This is a genomic window from Streptomyces sp. SDr-06, assembly GCF_003324565.1.
In the GTDB taxonomy this organism is placed as follows: Bacteria; Actinomycetota; Actinomycetes; order Streptomycetales; family Streptomycetaceae; genus Streptomyces.
In genome coordinates this window covers 682,872-706,005 of the sequence record NZ_QOLA01000001.1, presented here as the reverse complement: position 1 = coordinate 706,005, position 23,134 = coordinate 682,872, and the positions used below count along the sequence as shown (strand labels likewise).

25 protein-coding genes are annotated in these 23,134 nt (G+C 72.7%); 13 read left to right on the top strand and 12 right to left on the bottom strand.

Annotated elements, in window-relative coordinates:
• Positions 1 to 13 precede the first annotated feature (13 nt).
• Positions 14 to 1,105 (bottom strand): NADH:flavin oxidoreductase/NADH oxidase, encoded by a 1,092-nt coding sequence (locus DT019_RS03520; protein WP_411292682.1) that lies wholly within the window; start codon positions 1,103 to 1,105, stop codon positions 14 to 16.
• A 79-nt stretch (positions 1,106 to 1,184) separates the two neighbouring features.
• Here DT019_RS03520 and DT019_RS03515 point away from each other — a divergent pair, with 79 nt between their 5' ends.
• Positions 1,185 to 1,574 carry an ArsR/SmtB family transcription factor gene (locus DT019_RS03515; protein ID WP_189389102.1) on the top strand — a complete coding sequence of 130 codons (390 nt, stop codon included), beginning with the start codon at positions 1,185 to 1,187 and terminating at the stop codon, positions 1,572 to 1,574.
• 10 nt (positions 1,575 to 1,584) lie between these two features.
• Here DT019_RS03515 and DT019_RS03510 read toward each other — a convergent pair whose 3' ends face one another.
• The 7 genes from DT019_RS03510 to DT019_RS03480 all read right to left on the bottom strand — a co-directional run bounded on the left by DT019_RS03510 (position 1,585) and on the right by DT019_RS03480 (position 7,387).
• On the bottom strand, positions 1,585 to 2,931 hold the full coding sequence (locus DT019_RS03510) for an FAD-dependent oxidoreductase (RefSeq protein ID WP_114035076.1): 1,347 nt from the start codon (positions 2,929 to 2,931) through the stop codon (positions 1,585 to 1,587).
• A 94-nt stretch (positions 2,932 to 3,025) separates the two neighbouring features.
• A complete protein-coding gene (locus DT019_RS03505; RefSeq protein ID WP_114035075.1) occupies positions 3,026 to 3,628 on the bottom strand; it encodes a TetR/AcrR family transcriptional regulator in 603 nt (200 codons plus the stop codon).
• A gap of 174 nt (positions 3,629 to 3,802) precedes the next feature.
• The gene (locus tag DT019_RS03500; protein ID WP_114035074.1) at positions 3,803 to 4,507 is read right to left on the bottom strand and encodes an HAD family hydrolase; all 705 of its coding nucleotides are present in this window, start codon (positions 4,505 to 4,507) and stop codon (positions 3,803 to 3,805) included.
• Positions 4,508 to 4,526: 19 nt separating this feature from the next.
• Positions 4,527 to 5,192 carry a phosphatase PAP2 family protein gene (locus DT019_RS03495; RefSeq protein ID WP_189389099.1) on the bottom strand — a complete coding sequence of 222 codons (666 nt, stop codon included), beginning with the start codon at positions 5,190 to 5,192 and terminating at the stop codon, positions 4,527 to 4,529.
• A 27-nt stretch (positions 5,193 to 5,219) separates the two neighbouring features.
• Entirely contained in the window at positions 5,220 to 6,161 is a 942-nt protein-coding gene (locus tag DT019_RS03490; protein ID WP_114035072.1) for a M56 family metallopeptidase, read from the bottom strand.
• 91 nt (positions 6,162 to 6,252) lie between these two features.
• Positions 6,253 to 6,813 carry a DUF5134 domain-containing protein gene (locus tag DT019_RS03485; RefSeq protein WP_114035071.1) on the bottom strand — a complete coding sequence of 187 codons (561 nt, stop codon included), beginning with the start codon at positions 6,811 to 6,813 and terminating at the stop codon, positions 6,253 to 6,255.
• Between the two features lie 187 nt (positions 6,814 to 7,000).
• On the bottom strand, positions 7,001 to 7,387 hold the full coding sequence (locus tag DT019_RS03480; RefSeq protein WP_114035070.1) for a VOC family protein: 387 nt from the start codon (positions 7,385 to 7,387) through the stop codon (positions 7,001 to 7,003).
• 82 nt (positions 7,388 to 7,469) lie between these two features.
• On the opposite strand from DT019_RS03480, the gene DT019_RS03475 reads away from it, so the two are divergent.
• Positions 7,470 to 8,018, top strand: coding sequence for a GNAT family N-acetyltransferase (locus DT019_RS03475; protein WP_114035069.1), 549 nt, complete (start codon positions 7,470 to 7,472; stop codon positions 8,016 to 8,018).
• Positions 8,019 to 8,025: 7 nt separating this feature from the next.
• Here the strand turns inward: DT019_RS03475 and DT019_RS03470 are convergent, their stop codons facing one another.
• Together DT019_RS03470 and DT019_RS03465 are read right to left on the bottom strand one after the other, a co-directional pair.
• A complete protein-coding gene (locus tag DT019_RS03470) occupies positions 8,026 to 8,709 on the bottom strand; it encodes a glycerophosphodiester phosphodiesterase (protein WP_114035068.1) in 684 nt (227 codons plus the stop codon).
• A gap of 327 nt (positions 8,710 to 9,036) precedes the next feature.
• Positions 9,037 to 9,681, bottom strand: coding sequence for a PadR family transcriptional regulator (locus DT019_RS03465; RefSeq protein WP_189389095.1), 645 nt, complete (start codon positions 9,679 to 9,681; stop codon positions 9,037 to 9,039).
• 375 nt (positions 9,682 to 10,056) lie between these two features.
• Here DT019_RS03465 and DT019_RS03460 point away from each other — a divergent pair, with 375 nt between their 5' ends.
• From DT019_RS03460 to DT019_RS03440, 5 genes are all read left to right on the top strand, one after another.
• Positions 10,057 to 11,457, top strand: coding sequence for a DUF6421 family protein (locus DT019_RS03460; protein WP_114035066.1), 1,401 nt, complete (start codon positions 10,057 to 10,059; stop codon positions 11,455 to 11,457).
• 26 nt (positions 11,458 to 11,483) lie between these two features.
• Entirely contained in the window at positions 11,484 to 12,239 is a 756-nt protein-coding gene (locus tag DT019_RS03455) for an SDR family oxidoreductase (RefSeq protein WP_114035065.1), read from the top strand.
• Positions 12,236 to 13,297 (top strand): threonine aldolase family protein, encoded by a 1,062-nt coding sequence (locus tag DT019_RS03450; protein ID WP_114035064.1) that lies wholly within the window; start codon positions 12,236 to 12,238, stop codon positions 13,295 to 13,297. The genes DT019_RS03455 and DT019_RS03450 overlap by 4 nt, the downstream gene beginning before the upstream one ends.
• A gap of 85 nt (positions 13,298 to 13,382) precedes the next feature.
• The gene (locus tag DT019_RS03445) at positions 13,383 to 13,982 is read left to right on the top strand and encodes a transglutaminase-like domain-containing protein (protein WP_114035063.1); all 600 of its coding nucleotides are present in this window, start codon (positions 13,383 to 13,385) and stop codon (positions 13,980 to 13,982) included.
• Positions 13,983 to 13,995: 13 nt separating this feature from the next.
• On the top strand, positions 13,996 to 14,700 hold the full coding sequence (locus tag DT019_RS03440) for a B3/4 domain-containing protein (RefSeq protein ID WP_114035062.1): 705 nt from the start codon (positions 13,996 to 13,998) through the stop codon (positions 14,698 to 14,700).
• Positions 14,701 to 14,704: 4 nt separating this feature from the next.
• On the opposite strand, the gene DT019_RS03435 is transcribed toward DT019_RS03440, so the two are convergent.
• On the bottom strand, positions 14,705 to 15,436 hold the full coding sequence (locus DT019_RS03435; protein ID WP_114035061.1) for a lysophospholipid acyltransferase family protein: 732 nt from the start codon (positions 15,434 to 15,436) through the stop codon (positions 14,705 to 14,707).
• Between the two features lie 260 nt (positions 15,437 to 15,696).
• Here DT019_RS03435 and DT019_RS03430 point away from each other — a divergent pair, with 260 nt between their 5' ends.
• From DT019_RS03430 to DT019_RS03405, 6 genes are all read left to right on the top strand, one after another.
• On the top strand, positions 15,697 to 16,020 hold the full coding sequence (locus DT019_RS03430; protein WP_223279280.1) for a TlpA family protein disulfide reductase: 324 nt from the start codon (positions 15,697 to 15,699) through the stop codon (positions 16,018 to 16,020).
• Between the two features lie 222 nt (positions 16,021 to 16,242).
• Complete coding sequence (locus tag DT019_RS03425; protein ID WP_114035059.1) at positions 16,243 to 16,752, top strand: flavin reductase family protein; 510 nt, start codon at positions 16,243 to 16,245, stop codon at positions 16,750 to 16,752.
• Between the two features lie 200 nt (positions 16,753 to 16,952).
• Positions 16,953 to 17,738, top strand: coding sequence for an electron transfer flavoprotein subunit beta/FixA family protein (locus tag DT019_RS03420; protein WP_114035058.1), 786 nt, complete (start codon positions 16,953 to 16,955; stop codon positions 17,736 to 17,738).
• 101 nt (positions 17,739 to 17,839) lie between these two features.
• Positions 17,840 to 18,802, top strand: coding sequence for an electron transfer flavoprotein subunit alpha/FixB family protein (locus tag DT019_RS03415; RefSeq protein ID WP_114035057.1), 963 nt, complete (start codon positions 17,840 to 17,842; stop codon positions 18,800 to 18,802).
• A 163-nt stretch (positions 18,803 to 18,965) separates the two neighbouring features.
• Positions 18,966 to 20,264 carry a DUF6986 family protein gene (locus tag DT019_RS03410; protein ID WP_114035056.1) on the top strand — a complete coding sequence of 433 codons (1,299 nt, stop codon included), beginning with the start codon at positions 18,966 to 18,968 and terminating at the stop codon, positions 20,262 to 20,264.
• 90 nt (positions 20,265 to 20,354) lie between these two features.
• Positions 20,355 to 22,037: a serine/threonine-protein kinase gene (locus DT019_RS03405; RefSeq protein ID WP_114035055.1), complete on the top strand. Its 1,683-nt coding sequence runs from the start codon at positions 20,355 to 20,357 to the stop codon at positions 22,035 to 22,037.
• Positions 22,038 to 22,085: 48 nt separating this feature from the next.
• On the opposite strand, the gene DT019_RS03400 is transcribed toward DT019_RS03405, so the two are convergent.
• On the bottom strand, positions 22,086 to 23,123 hold the full coding sequence (locus tag DT019_RS03400; RefSeq protein WP_114035054.1) for a LacI family DNA-binding transcriptional regulator: 1,038 nt from the start codon (positions 23,121 to 23,123) through the stop codon (positions 22,086 to 22,088).
• Between the last annotated feature and the right edge of the window lie 11 nt (positions 23,124 to 23,134).

Here is a 23,134-nt window from a genome sequence, read left to right as displayed (position 1 = left end):
TGGGTCGCCCGGCTCAGACCGAGCGGTGGTACTGGTCCGGCACGCGCACCTCGCCGCCCAGTTCGCGGGCGGCCTGGCGGGCCCACGAGGGGTTGCGCAGCAGCTCGCGGCCCAGCAGGACCGCGTCCGCCTCGCCGTTCGCGAGGATCTTCTCGGCCTGCCCCGGCTCCGTGATCAGGCCGACGGCCGCGACCGCGAGCGGGCTCTCGTTGTGCACCCGCTCGGCGAACGGCACCTGGTAGCCCGGGCCGGTCGGGATGCGTACGCCCGCGGCGTTGCCGCCCGTCGACACGTCCAGGAGGTCCACGCCGTGCTCCTTGAGCAGCGCGGCCAGGCGCACCGTCTCGTCCGCGCTCCAGCCGCCCTCCTCCAGCCAGTCGGTGGCCGAGACGCGGAAGAAGAGCGGCAGGTCCTCGGGCCACACCGCCCGTACGGCGTCGGTGACTTCGAGGGCGAAGCGGGTGCGGTTCTCGAACGAGCCGCCGTAGCGGTCGGTGCGCTTGTTGGAGTGCGGGGAGAGGAACTGGCCGATCAGATAGCCGTGCGCACCGTGGATCTCGACGACCTTGAACCCGGCCGCCAGCGCCCGGCGGGCCGCGTCCGCGAACTGGCCGACGATCTCCTGTATCTGATCGATCGTCAGCTCGCTCGGTACGGTGTGGTGCTCGTCCCAGGCGACCGGGCTCGGCGCGACCGGCTGCCAGCCCTCCTCGGTCCCGGGCTTCAACGGCGCCCCGCCCCGCCAGGGGCGGTCCGTGGAGGCCTTGCGTCCGGCGTGCGCGATCTGGATCCCGGGCACGGTGCCCTGGCCCTCCAGGAACGCGGTGATCCGGCGCAGCGCCTCGACCTGGGTGTCGTTCCAGATGCCCAGGTCTCCCGGTGAGATCCGCCCCTCGGGGCTGACGGCGGTGGCCTCCACCAGGATCAGGCCGGTGCCGCCGGTGGCGCGCGCCGCGTAGTGGGCGAAGTGCCAGTCGTGGGCGACGCCCGCGTGGGGCCCGAAGGCCTCGGCGGAGTACTGGCACATCGGCGCCATCCAGACCCGGTTCGGGGTGGTCACGGACCGCAGGGTGTAGGGCTCGAAGAGGGCACTCGCAGCAGACACGGCAGACTCCAGTCGGACGGCCCGGGGCGCCGGTGCGGCGCCGGGATCGCTTCGTACGATACTCATCGTAGTACGGCAGATGTCAAACTACGACGAGTCTCGTACAATCGATCCCGTGACCACCGCGACGAACACCCGTGAACTCGCCCACCCCGCGCGCGACGAGATCCGCCTGGAGGGCATCCTGCACGCGCTGTCCGACCCGATGCGGATGCGCGTGGTGCGGGCGCTGGCCGCACACGACGGGGAGCTCTCCTGCTCGTACTTCGTGCTGCCGGTCACCAAGTCGACGACCACCCACCACTTCCGGGTGCTGCGCGAGAGCGGTGTGATCCAGCAGGTCTACCGGGGCACCGCCAAGATGAACGGCCTGCGCCGCGCCGACCTCGACGCGCTCTTCCCCGGCCTGCTCGACAGCGTCCTGGACGCGGCGGCCCGGCAGGCCGGGCGCCTGGGCGCCGACGGCTGAGCGCGCGGCCTCAGCCCGCGCCCAGCGCAGCCGCCAGCAGCCCGTCCCAGTCGGGGATCTTCACCGAACGGCGCCCCAGCGAGCGGCCCAGCTCGGCCTCGGCGCGCTCGATCTCCAGCCAGCCCTGCCAGGTCACCGGCCGCAGCCCCAACTCCCGCAGCGCGTCCAGGGGTTCGGCCGCCGCAGGGCGCCCGGCCAGGAGCGGGGCGTCCTGGAGCAGCGAGGTCACCGTCTCCTTGGCGCAGGGGCGGTTGGTGCCGATCACGCCCGTCGGGCCGCGCTTGATCCAGCCCGCCACGTACTCGCCCGGCGACGGCGCCCCCTCCCGCAGCACCCGGCCCGCCGCGTGCGGCACCGTCCCAGTCGCCGGGTCGAACGGCAGGCCCTGCGGCGCCACCCCGCGGTAGCCGACCGCCCGCAGCACCAGCTGCGCCTCGATGTCCTCGTACCTCCCGGTGGGGAGCACGCCGCCCGAGCCGTCCGGCACCGTCCGCTCGAAGCGCACCGCGCCCACCCTGCCGTCGCGCTCCACCAGCTCCACGGGTCGCAGGTAGAAGCGCAGGCTCAGCCGCCGGGTGCCCGGCCGCGGCGGCCGCCCGATCCAGCCCCGCAGCACCTCCACGTTGCGCCGCACCGGGCCGGGCAGCGCCGCGGGGTCCACGAAGTCCGGATCCAGGGCCAGCTCGTCGATGTCCACCGCGACGTCGGCGCCCGGCAGCGCGCCCAGCTCCCGCAGCTCCTTGGTGGTGAACCGGGCCTGCGAGGGGCCCCGGCGTGCCGCCATGTGCACCTCGCGCACCCGGCTGACGGCGAGCGCGCCGAGCGCGGACTGCGGCACGTCGGTCGGCCGCAGCTCGTCCGCGCCGCGGGCCAGCATGCGCGCCACGTCCACCGCCACGTTGCCCGCGCCGATCACCACGGCCGAACGGGCGCCCAGGACGAAGGAGTCGGGGTCGCTGTCGGGGTGCGCGCTGTACCAGGACACGAACTCTGTGGCCGAGAAGCTGCCCGGCAGGTCCTCGCCGGGGATGCCCAGGCGCCGGTCGGACTTGGCGCCCACGCAGTACACCACCGCGTGGTAGAGCCGCCGCAGCAGCTCTGGCGGTACGCCGCCCGGGCCCACCTCGACATGCCCCAGGAAGCGGATGCGGCCGTCCTCCAGGACCGTGCGGAGGTTGTTCTGCAGCGACTTGATCTTCTCGTGGTCCGGCGCCACCCCGTAACGGACCAGACCGTACGGGCACGGCAGCCGGTCGAGCACGTCCACGTGGATGTCCTGGGGCGCGCTCTGCTCCACCAGGCTCTGGGCGGTGTAGACCCCGCTCGGCCCGGATCCGACGACGGCGATGCGCAGCATGGCGGGTGCTCCTTGGACGAGAGAACCACAGAAGACCGCAGGGGTCTTCAGGATGGCACCGCCCGGCACACGGCGGGTAGACGTCCGCCGCCGATCAGGGGGTCCGGCCGGGCGGCGAGCCCAGCTCCCATTCCAGTCCGTACCGCTGGAACAGCTCGGCCCGCAAGGTGGCCGCGTCCATCGGGGCGCCCGGGATGAGCGCGGCGAAGACGGCACCCATCAGATTGGCGCGCAGCAGCGGGTACTCGGTGTCCACGTCCTGCGCCCCGTACCGCTCGACGGTGTCCCGCAGCAGCGCGGCCAGGCGCTGCTGCTCGGGGCACTGCACGAAGCCCTGGGCCTGGAGGATCCCGGCCATGTGGGCCCGCATGAGGACCGGCTGGGCATGCGTGAGCCCGAGGATCGCGTCGATCGCCCGGGCCAGCCGCTCCCTCCCGTCGTCGGTGCGCGGCTCGCGCTCCAGGCCCGCCTCCAGGGTCAGATGCATGAGGCGGTGCACCGCGGACTGGAGCAGCTGGCGCTTGCCCGGGAAGTAGTACGACACCAGGCCGCGGGCCGAACCGGCCCGGTCCGCGATGTCGCCGAGCGTCGTCGACTCATAGCCACGTTCGGCCACCAGCTCCACAGTGGCTTGCAGCAGCCGCTCGCGAGAACGTCTGCGCAGTTCTTCATTGACCGCTGCGCTGCGCGGGGACATGCTGTAACTCCTGCGTTGACTGGCTGAGAGCCAATATACTCAGGCTGTCGCAGGGCGGTACCCCCTAGCCGGGGCCTGACCTGCGCATGGGCTGCTCGTTCGGGGTGACGCGGGGGATCACCCCGGACGGGTGGCCCCCTTCCAAGCCCTTCTCCCGGCGCGCCCGGTGGCTGCTCAGCTGCCTTCCGCGGCCCGCGCGAGCACCGGCAGCAGAGCGTCCGGCCGCTCCTCCACCGGCAGATGGTCGACGAAGTGCACCGCGCAGCCGAGCGCCGCGGCGCCGCCGTCGGCCCGCCGGTCGTCCCCCACCATCAACACCTCGCCCGGGTCGAGCGCGAGCGCCTCGCAGGCCGCCTTGAACAGCCGCGCGTCCGGCTTCTGCACGCCGTGCTCGAAGGACAGCAGATACGCGTCCACGTGGTCGTCCAGACCGTGCGCGCGGAACACCGGCCGCAGGTCCCAGCCGATGTTGCTGACCACGCCGACCTTGACGCCCCGCTCCCGCAGCCCGGCGAGGACCCGCCCGGTGTCGGGGTACGGACGCCAGGCGGCCGGGGTCATGTGGCGGTCGTAGAGCCGGTCGTACAGGGCCGGGTCGGGCAGTTCCACCTCGCGCGCGAGAGCGGTGTACGTCGTGCGGTGGAGCGCGGCGCTCCGGTCCCGCACGGGCCACAGCTCCGCCAGGTGTGCGGGTATCCGCAGCGGGTTGGCGCCGCCGGGCAGTGCACCGGCCTCCTCCAACTCCTGTGCGCACCGCGCCAGTTCGGCGGGCGGCAGGGTGGTGCCGGACGCGTCGAGCACGGCGGAGAGCCAGTCCTGGACCGGCTCGACGCGGAAGAGGGTGCCGGAGAAGTCGAAGAGAACGCCCTTGATCGTCATGCCCGCGATCCTCGCGTGCTCATCCCCGGTGCTTCAAGGCCCAGCGGGCGTGGGCGGCCGCGCTCAGCGCGACGACCGCCACCCCGATCAGCCAGCCGCCCAGCACGTCCGAGAACCAGTGCACGCCCAGGAACAGCCGGGTGAACCCGACGCCGAGCGCGGACAGCACCCCGGCCGCGAGGACGGCCGCACGCGCCCGGCGCCCGGCCCCGTGCAGCGCGAGCAGCCAGACGAGCAGCCCGAAGGCGACCGTCACGCTCAGCGCGTGGCCCGACGGGAAGGCCGCGTACCCCGCCGAGTCCACCGGGTCCGGCCAGCGCGGCCGGTCCCGGCCGACGGCCGCCTTGAGCCCCTGCTGCACGGCCGTGCCGAGGCCGCTCGTCGCCGCGACCCACAGCGCGAGGAGCCGCTCGCCCCGGCGCAGCAGGACCGCGACGACCACCGCGAGCAGGGCGCGCATCGTCCACGGGTCCCACACCCAGTCGCTCAGGATCCGGTTGAGGTGGGTGAGGCCCGGATCGGCGACCGCCCGCCGGTGCAGACCGTCGGCCGTCAGGCGGTCCCATGCCATCAGCGGATCCCACTGGGCGACCACCGCGACCAGCAGGACGCCGGCGAGCAGGGCGCAGACGAGGCCGGTGCGCAGCGGCACGGCCGGGCGGGTCTCGGAGGGGGCGAGCAGCATGCGGAAGATCCAGGAGGAGAGGGCCGGCTACGGCCGGCCCAGGGCGTGCAGCCCTGGCACCAAGGCCACGACGAGCGGCACGGCGGGCACCAGGGCGGCGTACGCGGTCAGCCGCAGCCGGTGACTCGCGGACAGCCTCGGAGCCGCCGACAGGAGCCGGTGCACCCGCTGGGGGAGCTGGCCCTCGGGCGTGGGACAGGGCCCGAACACTCCCCGGTGCTCGTTGAGTTCGACCAGCGCGAGCGCGATCGTGAGGCGTCCGAAGCGGCGGGACGCCACATCGTCGGCGGCCAGCTCCACCAGACGGTGCATCTCGTCGCGGAACGCGGCGAACACCGGCACCTGCGGGAACCCCCGGGCGAGCGCGCCCGAGCAGTGCAGCAGCCAGTCGTGCCGGGCCCGCGCGTGCCCGAGCTCATGGGCCAGTACCGCATCGAGCTGACGGCCCTTCAGGCGCTGAAGTGCCGCCGTGGTGATGACCAGTTGGGGGGTCTGGCCGGGCAGCCACCAGGCGTCGGGCCGGGCCGCCTCCAGGACCACCAGCCGCTCGCCCGAGGGCTCCTCGCCGGGCAGCAGGGGCGAGCGCAGCCGCAGCTCCGCGCGGCGCCGGCGACGGCGCGCCCAGCTGTCCCTGATCTCCCGCGTGAGCATCGCCCCGGTCCAGGCGCCACCGAGGAAGAGGACCACCGCGAGCGCCGCCGACCAGGGGCCGTACGGGCCGAGCGCGTAGGCCTCGACGACGGCGCGGGGCGCGGGCGCGAACACCTGGCCGCGCACGGTCTGCCAGGCGGACGCGGCACTGATGACCATCGCGAGCCCGAAGCAGAGCAGGACCGCCGCCACCGCGCACTGCCAGACCCACAGCGCCACCACCGGCTCGCGCTCGACCCAGTCGGCGCGGGCCAGCAGTCGCGGGGCGGCGACGGCGGACACCAGGCCGAGCACCAGCAACGCGAGGGAGACCGTCATGGCCTCAGCCTATGAGCGGGGCTGCTCCGATAGGTATGGCGGCGGCCGCCAAGTGACGTACGCCACGACGCCGGCCTGCGAGGGCGGCGGCTCAGACGGTCACCAGCATCGCCAGCATGGCGATCCCCATCGAGAGCCGGCACGCCAGGGCCAGCTCGGGCCGCGCGCCCCAGGAGACGGCGAGGGTGGGGCCGCCCGCCGTGCCCGAGGGCAGCAGCCGCGCCCCCGCCGACAGGACGTAGACCGCGAAGTACACGAGCAGCGCCCCGGTCAGCGGCGGCAGCCCGCCCGCCGCGTGCCCCTCGTGCCCCGCGTGGGTGCCCGCGGCGCCGCCCGGCATCGAGAGCGCCATGTAGACCATGGCCAGCGAGCCCACCGCGTGGTGCAGGTGGTGCGCACCGCCCCGCGCCAGCCACAGCGCCCGCAGCGCGGCGCCGCCGAAGACCACCGCGTACACGGCCGCCGTCCACGGCGAGGGTGCGAGGAACGCGGCCGGCACGGCCATCGCGGCCATCCCGAACCCCATCACCGCCTCGCCGGCCGCCGCGCCGCGGGCCTCCGCGGGACCACCGCGCATCCGCAGCAGACAGGACGCGCCGGTCGCCGCGCACAGCGCGACCAGCAGCCAGCCGGGCAGCACCGGACCGTGCACGGCGTACCTCCCCGCTCGATGACGCTCGATGGATCGCCCTGCCGACAGGTCGATGCCCGCCCACGGGGCCGCATACGCGGGCGCAGGGACACACGAGGGGAGCGCGCGGGAGATCTCCACCGGTCGGGAGGCGTCGCGCGAGACGCCTAATGGGAGCTACGGAACCGGGGATCCCGGAGGGACGGCGTCAGGGGCGGAAGCGCAGCGGGTGGTCGGCCGGGACCTCCACCACCGCGATGCGCACCCCGTCCGGATCCTCGATCCACATCTCGACGAGTCCCCACGGCTCGCGCACCGGAGGCCGCGCGATCGCCACCCCGCGCCCCACGAGCTCCTCGTGCGCCCCGGCCACATCCGCCACCTGGAGCCACAGCTGGAGTCCCGGCGCCGGAGGGTGCTCGGCGCGGCCGGACACCTCCAGGAAGCCGCCGCCCAGGAAGTACACCGTGCCGCGCTCGGGCCCCGTACCGAACTCGCGGTAGACGGGGAGACCGAGTTGTCCGCCGTAGAAGGCGCGCGAACGCTCGGGGTCGGTGGGGCGCAACAGGGTCCGGCTGCTCAGTACGTGCACCATGACCGGGACCTTAGTGGCCGGGAGTGGCCGGGTTACGCTCGGGAGGCCGCCGCAGCGCAATCGAGTCAGCAGGGAGACCGCGATGGACACCGCCAGCCGGGCCGCCGGAGAGCTGAGCTACCGGGACGCCACCGAAGCCGACATCGAGGCGCTGGTGCCGCTCATCGAGTCGGCCTACCGCGGGGACTCCAGCCGCACCGGCTGGACCACCGAGGCCGACATCCTCCAGGGGCAGCGCACCGACCCCGAGGGGGTGCGCGCGGTCATCACCACGCCGGGCAGCAGGCTGCTCACGGTGGAGCGCGACGGGGTGCTGGTCGCCTGCTGCCAGCTCGAACACCGCGGGGACGCGGCCTACTTCGGGATGTTCGCGGTCTCTCCGGCGCTGCAGGGCGCGGGCCTCGGCAAGCAGATCATCGCGGAGGCCGAGCGCACCGCCCGGGCCGACTGGGGCGTGCGCGAGATGCACATGACGGTGATCTCGGTGCGCGACGAGCTGATCGCCTTCTACGAGCGGCGCGGCTACCGCCGTACGGGAGAAATGACGCCCTTCCCGTACGGCGACGAGCGCTTCGGCCTGCCGCAGCGCGACGATCTCCAATTCGAGCTGCTGGTCAAGGAGTTGGGGTGAGGCGGCGCTAGGCGGTGAAGCGGCCGGTGCGGCGGATCTCGGGATAGTCGGTGGTCGCGCCGTCCAGCTGGAGGGCGCGCACCAGACGCAGGTGGTCCTGGGTGTTCACGGTCCAGCCGATCACCTTGAACCCCGCCGCGTGGGCCCGCTCGACCGTCTCCAGGGTGAGCCGGTGGATGCTCAGGACCAGGGTCTTCGCGCCGACGGCGCGGGCCCGGTCGAGGAGATCGGGCCCCCAGCTGTCGTCGACCAGCCCGGTGCGCACACCGGGCACGAGGGAGGCGATCTCGGCGAGCGCCTCGTCGTGGAAGGACAAGACCTCCACCCGGTTCACGAGATCGCGCCGCAGGATCACCTCGGCGAGCGAACGGGCCGCGGCGACATCCTTGATCTCTGCCTGGATCGGGGTCTTCACCGCGTCGAGGACCTCCTCGAAGACGGGGATGCGCTCGCCCTGACCCGCGTCCAGCTCCCGCAGCTCGGCGAGGGTCATCTCGCCGATGGGGCCCTCCCCGTCCGTGGTGCGGTCGACCTCGGCGTCGTGCATGACGACGAGGGCGCCGTCCTTGCTGAGGTGCAGATCGAGTTCGATGGCGTCCATGCCCGCGCGTTCCGCGTGGACGAAGGACCGCAGGGTGTTCTCCGGCTCGACACCCATGACCCCGCGGTGACCGATGGTGAGGAACGTCAAGACAGGCCTCGCTTCCGTCGACGGCGGTATGCGCGCGTGACGCAGTCCCGTGCGCACGCGGCAGCCGCAGCCTAACGGCCCGCCACCGCAACGGACCCCGGCTCGCGCGGGGCATCGGAGTCGTCCGCCCGGGTTGACGCGATCCCGAGGATGAAGCCGGTGATGAGGGCTGCGACAAGCACTGCGCGGGTACTCACGGGGGCGGCTCCGGGGTGCGGGCGAGGGGCGGGAGGACTCCGTCCTACCTGTGCGCACCTCGCGCGGGCCAACCCGTGTCACCCGCCCGTGGGCGATTCCTGTCGCCCTTGACGCGGGGCCCCGCGGGCGTCACCCCGGGCCGGGCCAGCCGTCGTCATTGTCCGGATCCCCACCCCGGGGGGCCGCCAGCACGTCCAGATCGGCGAGCATCGCCCGCGCCAGCTCCAGCTCGGCCAGCTCCCGCCGTTCGCTCCAGCGCAGCGCGATCCGGGGATACGCCCACCCGTCGGTGCCCTCGGCGTCCTCGGCACGCGCGAGCGCGGCCCGTACCCGCGTCAACTCGGCCTCGGTGCGCACCAGATGGTCCCCGACCAGAGCGCGCAGCCGCTGCGGCGCCGCCAGGTGCCCGAGCCAGACCCGCAGCACCAGCGGGTGCTTGAGGACGGCCGGGCCCGCGGCCCCGGGGGAGTCCGCCCACCCGGCGAGCGCGCTGCGGCCGGCCTCGCTGATCGCGTACCGCCGGGTGGGGCGCGGCTCCTCGGGCCCCGAGGGGCGGGACGTGACGTATCCGAGCCCCTCCAGGCGGCGCAGCTCGGCGTAGATCTGGCTGACCGCCGGCGCCCAGTAGAAGAACCGCAGCGAGGCGTCGGCCCACTTCTTGAGCTCGTAGCCGGTCCGCTCGCCGGGGAACGAGAGCAGCCCGAGCACTGCCCACGCCGTCGGCGGCAACTGCGCCGGGGGGCCGGGCCCGTCGGTCGACTCACGGCTGCTCATACGGCGCATTGAAGTGAGCGCGGCGCCCGGAAACAAGCCCTTGGGGGGACGTCGGATGCTCCGTGATCCGGGGCGGGCGGTTGGCGGATCCCACCGTCGCCGGGGCGCGCGTCGGCACCGGTCCCTGAAGCCAACCCGGCGCGGGGCGCGGCCCCCGGTCCCGTACGCATGCCCGGCCCGCGGGCGGGCAGCCGCCCTCCGGGGTTGCCCGCTGCCCCGTCGGGCCGAAGCCATATCCGTGCCATTGCGTGAACACAGGAAGAAGAGCGGCGTGACGTGCGCGCGGCAGGATAATTTACTGAGATCCCTCTTGAGCGGAACAACCGAACATGGATACGGTGTCTTGACGCGAGGTTCTCCTGTGGAGGAAGTGACATGACGGAAATTCTTGTGCAGGACCCGGCCGTGGGGGGCGCAGTATCCGACCGGCGGGTGGTCGACCACCCCGCGTGGACCGCGCTCAAGAATGCCGTCGAGGAGATCCGGCCCTGGCAGTCCAAGGACGGCTCGATCGACTTCGACGCGGAGGGCGCCCCGCCCCGCGCGGTCGTCGAGGCCACCCTCGACCAGGTGATCGCCGCCGTCGAGCAGCTCTCGCCCCTGCTGCCGCACGACGCGGCCTACCACGACGCCCTGATCGCCGACCTGCGCAAGTGGGCCGACAGCGCCTTCGACGTGCCGGACTTCCTGGACTCGCTCCTGAAGTTCCACCCCGCCGCGGACCGCGCCGACGGACTGCAGCGCCTGGTCCTCTTCCCCATGTACACGCAGAACGGCAACCCGGACCGCAACCTCGAAGCGGTCGTGCTGCGTATGGTCTGGCCCGAGTGGCTCGCCGAGCTGGAGGCCACCCGCTACGACAACCCGCTGTTCTGCGGCATCACCTTCGAGGACTTCACCGCCGGGTACGACACCCACTCCGCGGTGCTCTTCCCGGAGACCATCGCCGTGCGCGAGGCGCCCGAGCGCTTCACCTGGGGCGGCATCTTCTGCGACCGCGAGGCGGCCCGCTTCCGTGCCGTGACCGAGGCGTCCGTGCGCATCCTCGGGCTCGGACTGCCCGAGGACATCCGGGAGATGGTGGCCGACCAGGAGCGCTGTGAGCAGGCCTTCGTGCTCTGGGACATGGTCCACGACCGCACCCACAGCCACGGCGACCTGCCCTTCGACCCCTTCATGATCAAGCAGCGCCAGCCGTTCTGGATGTACGGCCTGGAAGAGCTGCGCTGCGACCTCACCGCGTTCAAGGAGGCCGTGAAGCTGGACGCCGAGGGCAACCGGCACGGCCGCGACGTCCAGTACGCGGTGCTGTTCGACCGGATGTTCCGCTTCCCGGTCTCCGGCGACCGCGTGCGCAACTACGACGGGCTCGGCGGCCAGCTTCTCTTCGCCTACCTGCACAAGCACGACGTGGTGCGCTGGACCGACAACAAGCTGCACATCGACTGGGACCGCGCCCCGCAGGTCACCAACCAGCTGTGCGCCGAGATCGAGAAGCTCTACCGCGACGGCATCGACCGCCCGAAGCTGGTCCACTGGTTCGCCGCGTACGAGCTGGTCTCCACCTACCTCGCGCCGCACCCCGGATCGCGCTGGGCCAAGGGCCCCGACGCCCTGGATCTCGCGCAGCCGCCCCGCAAGCTCGTCGACGACGTGCTTCCGGACGAGTTTCCGCTCAGCATGTTCTATGAGGCGCTCTCCAAGAAGCTGAAGAACGTGATCGCCTCCACCAAGGGGATCACCGCCGCTTCCGCTCCGGCCGGAGCCGCCGCGTGAGCGCTCGGACGGAAGGGGCGAAGAAGATGAACAACGGACCTCTCAACGGAGCCGTCGTCGCCGTGGCCGGAGCCGCCGGCCCGGCCGGCCGCGCCGCCCTGCTGCGCCTCGCCGAGGCGGGCGCCGTCGTGGTGGGCGCCGACTCGGACGCGCAGCGGCTCGCCGAGGCCGTGGACGCCGCGCGGTACGCGCACGGCGGGGCCACCGTCACCGGAGACACCGTGGACCTCCTCGACCTGCGGGCCACCCGCGACTGGGCGGACCGCATCCAGAAGGAGTTCGGGCGGGTCGACGGCATGGTCCACCTCGTCGGCGGCTGGCGCGGCAGCGCCTCCTTCCCCGAGACCGACCTGGCCGACTGGGAGCTGCTGGAAAAGCTGCTGATCAAGACGGTGCAGCACACCTCGCTCGCCTTCCACGACCCGCTGCTGCGCAGCGGCCGGGGCCGCTTCGTGCTGGTCAGCCAGTCCGGCGCGCACAAGCCCACCGCGAACAACGCCGCCTACAATGCGGGCAAGGCCGCCGCCGAGGCGTGGACGCTGGCGCTCGGCGACGCGTTCCGCAAGGCGGGGACCGCCGAGGGGGCCGACGGGCCGACAGCCGCTGCTGCGATCCTGGTGATCAAGGCATTGGTGCACGACGCCATGCGCGCCGAGCGCCCCAACGCGAAGTTCGCGGGTTTCACCGACGTCAAGGAGCTGGCCGACGCCATCGCCGGCGTGTGGGACAAGCCCGCCCAAGAAGTGAACGGACAGCGCCTGTGGCTGACCCCCAAGCCGTGAGGACGGACGCGCGACAGCACCACGACCCGGCGGTGCGCGGTTTCGCGAGCGACAACTACGCCGGAGCGCACCCGGAAGTCCTCGCGGCCCTCGCGCTCGCCAACGGCGGTCACCAGATCGCCTACGGCGAGGACGAATACACCGACCACCTCCAGCGCGTCATGCACAGCCACTTCGGCGCGGGCGCCGAGACCTTCCCCGTCTTCAACGGGACCGGCGCCAACGTCACCGCCCTCCAGGCGCTGACCGACCGCTGGGGCGCGGTGGTGTGCGCCGAGACCGCGCACATCAACGTGGACGAGGGCGGCGCCCCCGAGCGCATGGCCGGGCTGAAGCTGCTCACCGTGCCGACGCCGGACGGCAAACTGACGCCCGAGCTGATCGACCGCCAGGCCTGGGGCTGGGAGGACGAGCACCGCGCGATGCCGCAGGTCGTCTCGATCACTCAGAACACCGAGCTGGGCACGGTCTACACGCCCGACGAGATCAAGGCCATCTGCGACCACGCCCACGAGCGCGGCATGAAGGTCCACCTGGACGGGGCGCGCATATCCAACGCCGCCGCGTCGCTGAACGTGCCGATGCGTACGTTCACCAACGCGGTCGGCGTGGACGTCCTGTCGTACGGCGGTACCAAGAACGGCATGCTGTTCGGCGAGGCGATCGTCGTGCTCGACCCGGACGCGGGGCGCCGGCTGAAGCACATCCGGAAGATGTCCATGCAGCTGGCCTCCAAGATGCGCTTCGTCTCGGTCCAGTTGGAGGCGATGCTCGCCAAGGACCTGTGGCTGCGCAACGCCCGCCACGCCAACGCGATGGCCCGGCGCCTCGCCGAGGGCGTGCGTCAGGTGCACGGCGTGGAGATCCTCCACGAGGTGCAGGCCAACGCCGTGTTCGCGCGCCTGCCGCACGACGTCAGCGAGCGGCTCCAGAAGCGCTACCGCTTCTACTTCTGGGACGAGAAGGCCGGTGACGTCCGCTGGATGTGTTCCTTCGACACGACCGAGGACGACGTGGACGGCTTCCTCGCGGCGCTGAAGGAAGAGATGGCCCGCTGACACTCGGAGCCTGATGGGTGATACTTATGCGGCCGACCGTAAAGTCATTGACTTGCGGTCGGCCGCATTCGTACGCTCGCGTGCCATGGAGCTCATCCAGCACAACCCTCAACTCTCCGCCTATCTCGCGGCGGACGAGGTCATCGACCATCAGCACCCGTTGGTGCGCGAGACGGCAGCCCGGCTGGCCGCCCATGCCGCCGACGCATATTCATACGCCGAAGCGGCCTACACCTTCGTCCGGGACGAGATCCCGCACTCCGAGGACTCCGGCGCCCTGCGCGTGACCTGGCGTGCCTCCGACGTCCTGGCCGAGCGCACCGGCATCTGCTGTGCCAAGTCCCACGCCCTGGTGGCCCTGCTGCGCGCCGAGGCGATTCCGGCCGCCCTCTGCTACCAGCGGCTCGCCGACGACGACGGCTCCCACCCCCTCGTGCACGGGCTCGTCGCCGTCCGGCTGCCGGGGCGGGACGCCTGGGCGCGGATCGACGCGCGGGGCAACAAGCCGGGGATCGACGCCCGGTTCTCGCTCGACGAGGAGCGCCTCGCCTGGACGGTGCGGCCGGAGTTTAATGAAGTGGACTACCCAGTGCTTTACGATGTACCGCATCCGGCTGTTCTGAGTGCGCTCAAGGCCGCGCCCGACCGGCCGTCGCTGTGGCCGATCCATCCGACCGAACTGTGAGGCACCACCGATCATGACGCTCACGCTCACCGTGTCCGAGGACGTGCTGGCCGTCGCGCCCGACTTCACCCATGTCGCCGTCGAGGCCTCCGGACTCGTCAACGCGCCCAGTGACGCGGCGAGTTCGGCGCTGCTCGACGACGCCGCGCGCCGCCTCGCCGAGCGGCTCGCGGGCCGCGCCCCGCACGAGGACCCGCACATGGCCGCCTGGCGCGCCGCCTACACCGCCTTCGGCTCCAAGCCCAACCGCACCCGCAACTCGGCCGAGGCGCTGGCCCGGCGGGCGGCGGCCGAGGGCGGGCTCCCGCGCGTCAACCGGCTCGTCGACGTCTACAACGCCATCAGCGTCGCCCATCTCGTGCCGGTCGGCGGCGAGGACACCGATCACATCAGGGGGACGATGCGGCTCGTACGGGCCACGGGGGAGGAGTCCTTCCACACGGTGGCGGGCGGCGAGGCGGTCATCGAGCACCCCGACGCCGGCGAAGTGGTGTGGTGCGACGACGAGGGCGTCACTTGCCGCCGCTGGAACTGGCGCCAGGGAGTGCGGACCAGGCTCACCGAGGAGTCGGTCAACGCGCTCTTCCTCCTTGAAGGGATGGCGCCGCACTGCGACCTGGTCGCGGCCGGCGCCGAACTGGCCGAACTCCTGGAGAAGTCCAGCCCCGGCGCGCGGATCACCGTGCACCCGCCGGTCGGCGCCGCCGTACAGGAGTGACGATTCAGCCCGCCGCCTCGGCGCCCTTCACCTGCTCGGGCGTCGGCGCCGAACCTCCCAGGTGCGCGGGCACCCACCAGGTGTCGCTCGCGTCCTTCGGGCGTACCGGGTAGGCGCGCTGGGCGGCTTCGAGCAGCTCCTGACAGCGCTCGCGCAGCCGCCGCGTGATGGCACCCGCGTACTGGTCGGCGGGGGCCTCCACCGGCTCGCCCACGCGGATGGTGACGGGGATGTGACTGCGCTTGAAGTTGCGCGGGCGCCCCTTCGTCCAGATCCGCTGGGTGCCCCACAGGGCCATCGGGATCAGCGGCACCCCGGCCTCCTGCGCGAGCCTGGCCGCACCCGACTTGAAGCTCTTCAGCGTGAACGACTGCGAGATCGTCGCCTCCGGGAACACCCCGATCACCTCGCCGGACCGCAGCGACGCGAGGGCGTGCTGATAGGCGTCCTCGCCCTGCTTGCGGTCGACCGGAATGTGCTTCATGCCGCGCATCAGCGGGCCGGAGATCCTGTGCCGGAACACCGACTCCTTGGCCATGAAACGCACGAGCCGCTTCTGCGGCAGCGCCGCGAGCCCCGTGAAGATGAAGTCCAGGTAACTGATGTGATTGCTGACGAGCACCGCCCCGCCCGTGCGTGGGATGTTCTCCGAACCCTGCGTGTCGATCTTCAGGTCAAGCGCCTTGAACATCGTGCGAGCGGCGCCGATGACCGGCCGATAGACGAGTTCTGCCATCTGAGGGGGGACCCTTCGTGTGCCCGGGGAGGGTGCTCCCGGAGAATAAGTTACGCAGCCGTAGGTTTTAGGGCTTTGGGCAGATGGTGCCCGATGCGCGCCGAGCTGGCCAGTCCCGGCGCCGCGCGCAGGGGAGATTCTCGTCACGTCTTCGCAGGTCGGGGCCCGGGGAATCATTGCGGGCCGGTGCGCGCTGCAACGGTACGACAGAGCAGGTAGTGACGGTGTGAAGACCGGGGGCGACGGTGCTGGGAGGCGGCGTGGTGGAGGACGGCGGACGCAGGCTCGGCGAGGCCGAACTGGGCGCGGGGCTCGGGCGGCGGGCCACCCTGGTGCAGTTCTCCAGCGCGTTCTGCCAGCCCTGCCGGGCGACCCGGCGCACGCTGGCCGACGTGGCCGCGATGGTGGACGGCGTCGCCCATGTGGAGATCGACGCCGAGGAGCGGCTCGCCCTGGTGCGGGAGCTGGGCATCGCCCGCACCCCGACGGTGCTCGTGCTCGACGCGACGGGCCGGATCGTGCGCCGGGCGGCCGGGCAGCCGCGCCGGGCGGACGTGATCGCGGCGCTGGGGCAGGCGGTGTGAGGTGTGCGCGGACCCGCGGTCCCGGGTGCGCAGTGAGGGATCTCCCACATCAGCAAAGGCACTTGACTGCGACGGCGTCCAATCGTCAGTCTGACGAGGTGCCGACAGACCTCCTTCTCTATGGACGCGCCCATGTGGACCTCGCCCGCAACGCGAGTGCGCGCTGTCCGGGCCGCTGATCATCCGCAGCCCCCGTCGCACCCTCTGCAGAAGGACAATTCCATGACGGCCTCGCCCGAGCTCGGTACCGCACGGACCGCCTCTCCCGAACTCCTCAAGTCGGTCTTCCGCCAGCACGCCGCGGGTGTCGCGGTGATCACCGCCCAGCGCGGCGGCCGGCCCGTGGGCTTCACCGCCACTTCCCTCAACTCCGTCGCCGCGGAGCCCCCGTTGATCTCCTTCGGGATCGGCACCGGCTCCTCCAGCTGGCCCGTCGTCGCCGAGGCCGACCATGTCGGGGTGCACATACTCGGCGAGCACCAGCAGGACCTGGCCGCCACCTTCGCCCGCAGCGGCGCGGACCGGTTCGGCCCCGGCACCGAGTGGCGCACCGGCCCCGAGGGCGTGCCCGTCCTCGACGGCGTCCTGGCCTGGCTGGTCTGCAAGGTGGTGGCCCGCGTCCCGGCCGGGGACCACCGCATCGTGCTGGGCCAGGCGGTCGTCGGCGACCCCGCGGGCGGGGGCCGCCCGCTCCTCTATCACCAGGGCCGCTTCAACGCGCTGCGCGACTGAGAGTTCCCTGGCAGGACCGATTACTCAGCGTTGGCAAGGTCACAGTTCAAAGCGCTTGCTTACTGGGAACAAGCTGGGTGTACTGGCGAGTAATATTTCGTTCGGAGCGCCGGTCGCCCCGACCGGAAACCGCCCCATCAGGCGCCTATGCTGCGTGCAACAAGGCAGCCCAGAAATGACGATGCAGTAGGAGAGCCGGCGTGAGCTTGAGGATCGTTGTCTGTGTGAAGTACGTGCCCGACGCCACCGGCGACCGGCACTTCGCCGATGACCTGACCGTCGACCGCGACGACGTCGACGGCCTCCTTTCGGAGCTCGACGAGTACGCGGTCGAGCAGGCACTGCAGATCGCCGACGAGGCGGACGACGCGGAGATCACCGTGCTGACCGTCGGCCCCGAGGACGCCAAGGACGCGCTGCGCAAGGCGCTGTCGATGGGCGCCGACAAGGCCGTCCACGTCGAGGACGACGACCTGCACGGCACCGACGTGATCGGCACCTCGCTGGTCCTGGCCAAGGCCGTCGAGAAGACCGGCTACGACCTGGTCATCTGCGGCATGGCCTCCACCGACGGCACCATGGGCGTGCTGCCGGCGCTGCTCGCGGAGCGCCTCGGTGTCCCGCAGGTCACGCTGCTCTCCGAGGTCTCGGTCGAGGGTGGAACGGTCAAGGGCCGCCGCGACGGCGACACCGCCTCCGAGCAGCTCGAGGCGTCCCTTCCGGCCGTCGTGTCGGTGACGGACCAGTCGGGCGAGGCCCGCTACCCGTCGTTCAAGGGCATCATGGCCGCCAAGAAGAAGCCGGTGGAGTCCCTGGACCTGGGCGACCTGGACATCGACGCCGACGAGGTCGGCCTCGGCGGCTCCTGGACCGCGGTCGACTCCGCGGCCGAGCGTCCGGCCCGCACGGCCGGCACGATCGTCAAGGACGAGGGCGAGGGCGGCAAGCAGCTCGCCGAGTTCCTCGCGAGCCAGAAGTTCATCTAGGCGCCGCCCCGGCCCGGAACCCCTCCGGGCCGCGTGCCTAGGGCTCGCCGAGCCCCTCAACCGCCCGCCTTTTCTTCGCACGTGCAGGAGATTGAAGTCCCATGGCTGAAGTTCTGGTCTACGTCGACCACGTGGACGGTGCCGTCCGCAAGCCCACCCTCGAACTGCTGACGCTGGCCCGCCGCATCGGCGAGCCGGTCGCCGTCGCGCTCGGCGCCGGCGCCGAGAACACCGCGGCCGCGCTCGCCGAGCACGGCGCGGTCAAGGTCCTCACGGCCGACGCCCCCGAGTTCGCCGAGTACCTCGTCGTGCCGAAGGTGGACGCGCTCCAGGCCGCGTACGAGGCCGTGTCGCCCGCGGCCGTGCTCGTCCCGTCGTCCGCCGAGGGCAAGGAGATCGCGGCCCGCCTCGCGGTCCGCATCGGCGCCGGCATCATCACCGACGCCGTCGACCTCGAAGCCGGTGCCGAGGGCCCGGTGGCCACGCAGTCCGCGTTCGCCGCCTCCTTCACCACCAAGTCCCGCGTCTCCAAGGGCACCCCGGTCATCACGGTCAAGCCGAACTCGGCCGCCGTGGAGGCCGCCCCGGCCGCGGGCGCCGTCGAGGCCCTCGCCGTCACCTTCTCTGCCCTGGCCACCGGCACCAAGGTCACCTCGCGCACCCCGCGCGAGTCGACCGGCCGCCCCGAGCTGACCGAGGCCGCGATCGTGGTCTCCGGCGGCCGCGGCGTCAACGGCGCCGAGAACTTCGCGGTCATCGAGGCCCTCGCCGACTCGCTCGGCGCGGCCGTCGGCGCCTCGCGCGCCGCGGTGGACGCGGGCTGGTACCCGCACTCCAACCAGGTCGGCCAGACCGGCAAGTCCGTCTCGCCGCAGCTCTACATCGCCAACGGCATCTCCGGCGCCATCCAGCACCGGGCCGGCATGCAGACCTCGAAGACCATCGTGGCCGTCAACAAGGACGCCGAGGCCCCGATCTTCGACCTGGTCGACTACGGCGTGGTCGGCGACCTGTTCCAGGTCGTCCCGCAGCTGACCGAAGAGGTCAACTCCCGTAAGGGCTGACCTGCGAGTTCTGTCCGGTCCCGGGGCCGCGTGGTGATCTTCACCGCGCGGCCCCGGGCCGTTTCGGACAACCATTGACGCAGGAGGAGCTGACTACTAACTTCGCTATACGGATTGTTGATTCCGTGAAGCGGAAAAGTTTCGACGGTGTGGAGGGTGCAGGATGGGTCAGCAGGAGCAGGTGGCAACGAGCCTCGCCGGGGTCGTCAGCGAGGAGATCAGTGCCTCGCTCGTCACGGTGGACGAGGAGCTCGCCCGCCGTTACCCGGGCGACCCCGGCACCCGCCAGCCCGTGCACACCGTCTACGTGCCCGGTGACGTCTTCGGCGCCGGCACCATCCGCTCCTGGGGCGACCAGGCGCTGGCCGCGCTCGACGAGCACGCCCCGGACGCCGCCTCCTTCGCCAAGGTGCTCGGCATCTCCGACGCGCTCGCCGGGCCCGTGTACGACCGGGTGCGCGCCAAGCTCCGCGACGAGCCCGTCGAGGACCTGCGCGTCGACTTCGAGGACGGCTACGGGCCGCGCCCCGACGCCGAGGAGGACGCCGACGCCGCGCGCGCCGCCCGCCTCGTCGCCGAGGCCTTCACGAACGGCACCGCCGCCCCCTACATGGGCATCCGCATGAAGTGCATGGAAGCCGCCGTCCGCGACCGCGGCATCCGCACCACGGACATCTTCCTGACCACCCTCATGCACAACGGCGGGCTCCCCGACGGCCTCGTGCTCACGCTGCCGAAGGTGACCTACCCCGAGCAGGTCACCGCGTTCGTGCGGCTGCTCGGCGCCTTCGAGAAGGCGCACGGCCTGCCCGAGGGCCGGCTCGGCTTCGAGATCCAGATCGAGACCAGCCAGTCCATCCTGGCCGCCGACGGCACCGCCGCCGTGGCGAGGATGATCGACGCCGCCCAGGGCCGCGCCACCGGCCTGCACTACGGCACCTTCGACTACAGCGCCTGCGTCGGCGTCTCCGCCGCCTACCAGGCCAGCGACCACCCGGCCGCCGACCACGCCAAGGCCGTCATGCAGGTCGCCGCGGCCGGCACCGGCGTACGCGTGTCGGACGGCTCGACCAACGTGCTGCCGGTCGGCTCCACCGAGCACGTCCACGAGGCCTGGCGGCTGCACTACGGCCTGACCCGCCGCGCCCTGGCCCGCGCCTACTACCAGGGCTGGGACATGCACCCCGGACACCTGCCGACCCGTTACGCGGCCGTCTACGCCTTCTACCGCGAGGGTCTTGAGCAGGCCGCCGGACGCCTCGCCGCGTACGTCGCCAAGACCGAGGGCGACGTCATGGACGAGCCCGCCACGGCCAAGGCGCTCTCCGGCTATCTGCTGCGCGGCCTGGACTGCGGCGCCCTCGACAACGACGAGGTGGCCCGCCTGACCGGCCTGACCCGCGCCGACCTCGACGCCTTCGCCTCGCCCCGCCGCGGCACCCTGACCGTCACCGCCCCGTAGCGGAACCGGGACCGGACGGCCCCCGAGCGCTGTCACCCCTGCCCCGTACTCTGTACGCGACCACAATCGCCACAGCGGAACGGGGCAGCGGTGTCTACGGGGGAGAGCCAACTACTGGCCGGCCGGTACCGGGTCGTCGAGCAGCTCGGCCGGGGCGGCATGGGCGTCGTGTGGCGTGCCCACGACGAGGTGCTCGGCCGCGAGGTCGCCGTCAAGGAACTGCGCACCTTTACCGACGCCTCCGCGCCCGAACTGGGCGACCTGCGGCTGCGGATGCAGCGCGAGGCACGGGCCGCGGCGCGGGTGCGCCATCCTTCGGTCGTCGCCGTGCACGACGTCACCGAGCACGAGGGCCGCCCCGTCATCGTCATGGAACTCATCGACGGTCCCTCGCTCGACGACGTGCTGGCCGAGCGGGGCGCCCTTGAGCCGGGCGAGGCCGCGGCGATCGGGGCGACGGTCCTCGAAGCGCTGGCCGCCGCCCACCAGGCGGGCGTGCTGCACCGCGACGTGAAGCCGGGCAACATCCTCCTGGACCGTTCCGGGCGCGTGGTCCTCACCGACTTCGGCATCGCCGCCATGGACGACCCGGGCGACGGCTCGGCCACGCACCTGACCCGCAGCGGCGAACTGGTCGGCTCCCTGGACTACCTGGCCCCCGAGCGGGCCCAGGGCCAGGAGCCGGGTCCCGCCTCCGACGTCTGGGCCCTGGGCGCCACCCTGTACGCCGCCGTCGAGGGCGCGGCGCCGTTCCGCCGCACCTCCACCTGGTCGACGCTGAACGCGATCGTGGTCGAACCGCTGCCCGAGGCCCGCCGGGCCGGGGCGCTCGGGCCGGTCCTGCTGCGCCTCATGGACAAGGACCCGGCCCGGCGGCCGGACGCGCGGACCGCGGCCGGGCTGCTGGCCGAGGTCGCCGCGGGCGCGGCCCTGACCGCGCCGACGGCGATCCATCCGGCCCCGGCGCCCGCCGCGCCCCAGCGCAGCGCGACCGTACGCGACGCGCTGCCGCACCGGCCCGAGGGCTTCGGCCCGGTGGTCGCGCCGGTCCCGCGGCCGCACCCGGCCGAGACCTTCGGGCCCGTGGTCGCCCAGGCGCCACCGGAGCGAGCGGCCGGTCGAAAGGGGCGTGGCAGGGTTCTCGTCGCTGCCGGGGCCGCCGCGGTGGTGCTGGTCGGCGGCGGGGTGGCCTACGCGCTCCTCGACCACGGCGCGGGGGACGGCGGCGGGCAGCAGGCCGTGGGCGCGGCGAACGGCACCTCCCCGCGCCCCGCCGACGACCAGGGCGAGGCGGCGCGTCAGGGCACCTCCGCTCCGTCGGCCGGCGCGACCCCCAACTCGCCCTCGTCCGCGCCGCGTTCGAGCGGCAAGCCGTCCGCCAAGGCAGACCCCGCCAAGAGCGGTGACGCCAAGGGCGACGCAGGCAAGGCGCCCGACCCGAAGAAGAATCCGCCGAGCAGTCCCGGCGGGGGCGGCGCCGCACCCCCGGCCGGCAGCTGCCGGCCGATCGCGGGCGGCAGGTTCAACTGCGAGGTGTGGCGCGCCGCGAATTCCATCCGGTCCGACGGCGCCGCGGCGGGCGTGCTCAACGCGGGCACCAACTACTTCTACTGCCAGAAGGACCTGGGCCGCCGCGAGACGTACGGGAAGTGGACCAACACCTGGTGGGCCAGGACCGACGACGACAGCGGCAACACCCAGGTCTACGTCAGCGTCGTCTATCTGAAGGGCGGCGACAACGACCAGCCGGTGCCGGGCCTGAAGGCCTGCTGACCGCGCCCGGCCGTCCTCGGACGGCCGGGGCCGGGGGCCGGTCGAGCGCTACGCGTCCGTGGGCGGGGGGATCTCGCCCGAGCCGCGCTCGATCAGCGCGGTGGGCAGTTCGACCCGGGCGGGCGTCTCGTCGGCGCCGTCGAGCCGCCGGAAGAGCAGCTCGGCGGCCGTCCGGCCGAGGGCGGCGGCGTCCTGCGAGATGACCGTGATGCCGAGCAGGTCGGCGAGTTCGATGTCGTCGAAACCGACCAGGGCCACCGGGCGCTCGCGTCCCGCCAGCACCCGCACCGCCGTGACCGTCACCCGGTTGTTGCCCGCGAACAGCGCGGTGACCGGCTCCGGCCCCGCCAGCATCGACTCGGCGGCCGCGCGTACGCGCTCGGGGGACGTCGAACCGAGCGACACCCAGGAGTCGTCGACGGTCAGCCCCGCGTCCGCCATCGCCGCGTGGTAGCCGCGCAGCCGCTCGGTGGCGGTGTGGATGCGCGGCTGGTCGCCGATGAAGCCGATCCTGCGGTGGCCGTGCGCGATGAGATGGGCCACTCCCGCACGGGCGCCGCCGAAGCTGTCGGACAGGACCACGTCGGCGTCGATCCGCCCCGCCGGACGGTCCACGAACACCGTCGCCACGCCCGCCTTTATCTCCGGTTCGAGATAGCGGTGGTCGGACCCGGCGGGGATCACGATCAGGCCGTCGACCCGGCGGGCGCAGAAGGCGAGCACCAACTCCTGCTCGCGGTCGGCGTCTTCCGCGCTGGAGCCGTTGATGAGCAGCGCCCCGTGCTCCCGCGCGGCCTCCTCCACGGCCCGGCTGAGCGGCCCGTAGAACGGGTCGGCGAGATCCTCGAGGACCAGGCCGATCGAGGCGGTGCGCCCCTTGCGCAGCACCCGCGCGCTGTCGTTGCGGCGGAAGCCCAGCGCCTCGATGGCCTCCTGCACCCGTCGCTCGGTGTCCGGGGTCACCCCGGCCTCCCCGTTGACCACCCGGGACACCGTCTTGAGGCCGACCCCGGCGCGCGCGGCGACATCCTTCATCGTCGGACGGTTGCCGTAGCGGGGCTCGTGGTGGCGGGCGTTCTCGGCCACAGTGCGCTGTC

Coding starts and splice junctions, on each gene's coding strand:
- DT019_RS03515 (WP_189389102.1), top strand. CDS start 1,185: ATGTCAAACTACGACGAGTCTCGTACAATCGATCCCGTGACCACCGCG.
- DT019_RS03510 (WP_114035076.1), bottom strand. CDS start 2,931: ATGCTGCGCATCGCCGTCGTCGGATCCGGGCCGAGCGGGGTCTACACC.
- DT019_RS03505 (WP_114035075.1), bottom strand. CDS start 3,628: ATGTCCCCGCGCAGCGCAGCGGTCAATGAAGAACTGCGCAGACGTTCT.
- DT019_RS03500 (WP_114035074.1), bottom strand. CDS start 4,507: ATGACGATCAAGGGCGTTCTCTTCGACTTCTCCGGCACCCTCTTCCGC.
- DT019_RS03495 (WP_189389099.1), bottom strand. CDS start 5,192: ATGCTGCTCGCCCCCTCCGAGACCCGCCCGGCCGTGCCGCTGCGCACC.
- DT019_RS03490 (WP_114035072.1), bottom strand. CDS start 6,161: ATGACGGTCTCCCTCGCGTTGCTGGTGCTCGGCCTGGTGTCCGCCGTC.
- DT019_RS03480 (WP_114035070.1), bottom strand. CDS start 7,387: ATGGTGCACGTACTGAGCAGCCGGACCCTGTTGCGCCCCACCGACCCC.
- DT019_RS03475 (WP_114035069.1), top strand. CDS start 7,470: ATGGACACCGCCAGCCGGGCCGCCGGAGAGCTGAGCTACCGGGACGCC.
- DT019_RS03465 (WP_189389095.1), bottom strand. CDS start 9,681: ATGAGCAGCCGTGAGTCGACCGACGGGCCCGGCCCCCCGGCGCAGTTG.
- DT019_RS03460 (WP_114035066.1), top strand. CDS start 10,057: ATGACGGAAATTCTTGTGCAGGACCCGGCCGTGGGGGGCGCAGTATCC.
- DT019_RS03455 (WP_114035065.1), top strand. CDS start 11,484: ATGAACAACGGACCTCTCAACGGAGCCGTCGTCGCCGTGGCCGGAGCC.
- DT019_RS03445 (WP_114035063.1), top strand. CDS start 13,383: ATGGAGCTCATCCAGCACAACCCTCAACTCTCCGCCTATCTCGCGGCG.
- DT019_RS03440 (WP_114035062.1), top strand. CDS start 13,996: ATGACGCTCACGCTCACCGTGTCCGAGGACGTGCTGGCCGTCGCGCCC.
- DT019_RS03435 (WP_114035061.1), bottom strand. CDS start 15,436: ATGGCAGAACTCGTCTATCGGCCGGTCATCGGCGCCGCTCGCACGATG.
- DT019_RS03425 (WP_114035059.1), top strand. CDS start 16,243: ATGACGGCCTCGCCCGAGCTCGGTACCGCACGGACCGCCTCTCCCGAA.
- DT019_RS03415 (WP_114035057.1), top strand. CDS start 17,840: ATGGCTGAAGTTCTGGTCTACGTCGACCACGTGGACGGTGCCGTCCGC.
- DT019_RS03410 (WP_114035056.1), top strand. CDS start 18,966: ATGGGTCAGCAGGAGCAGGTGGCAACGAGCCTCGCCGGGGTCGTCAGC.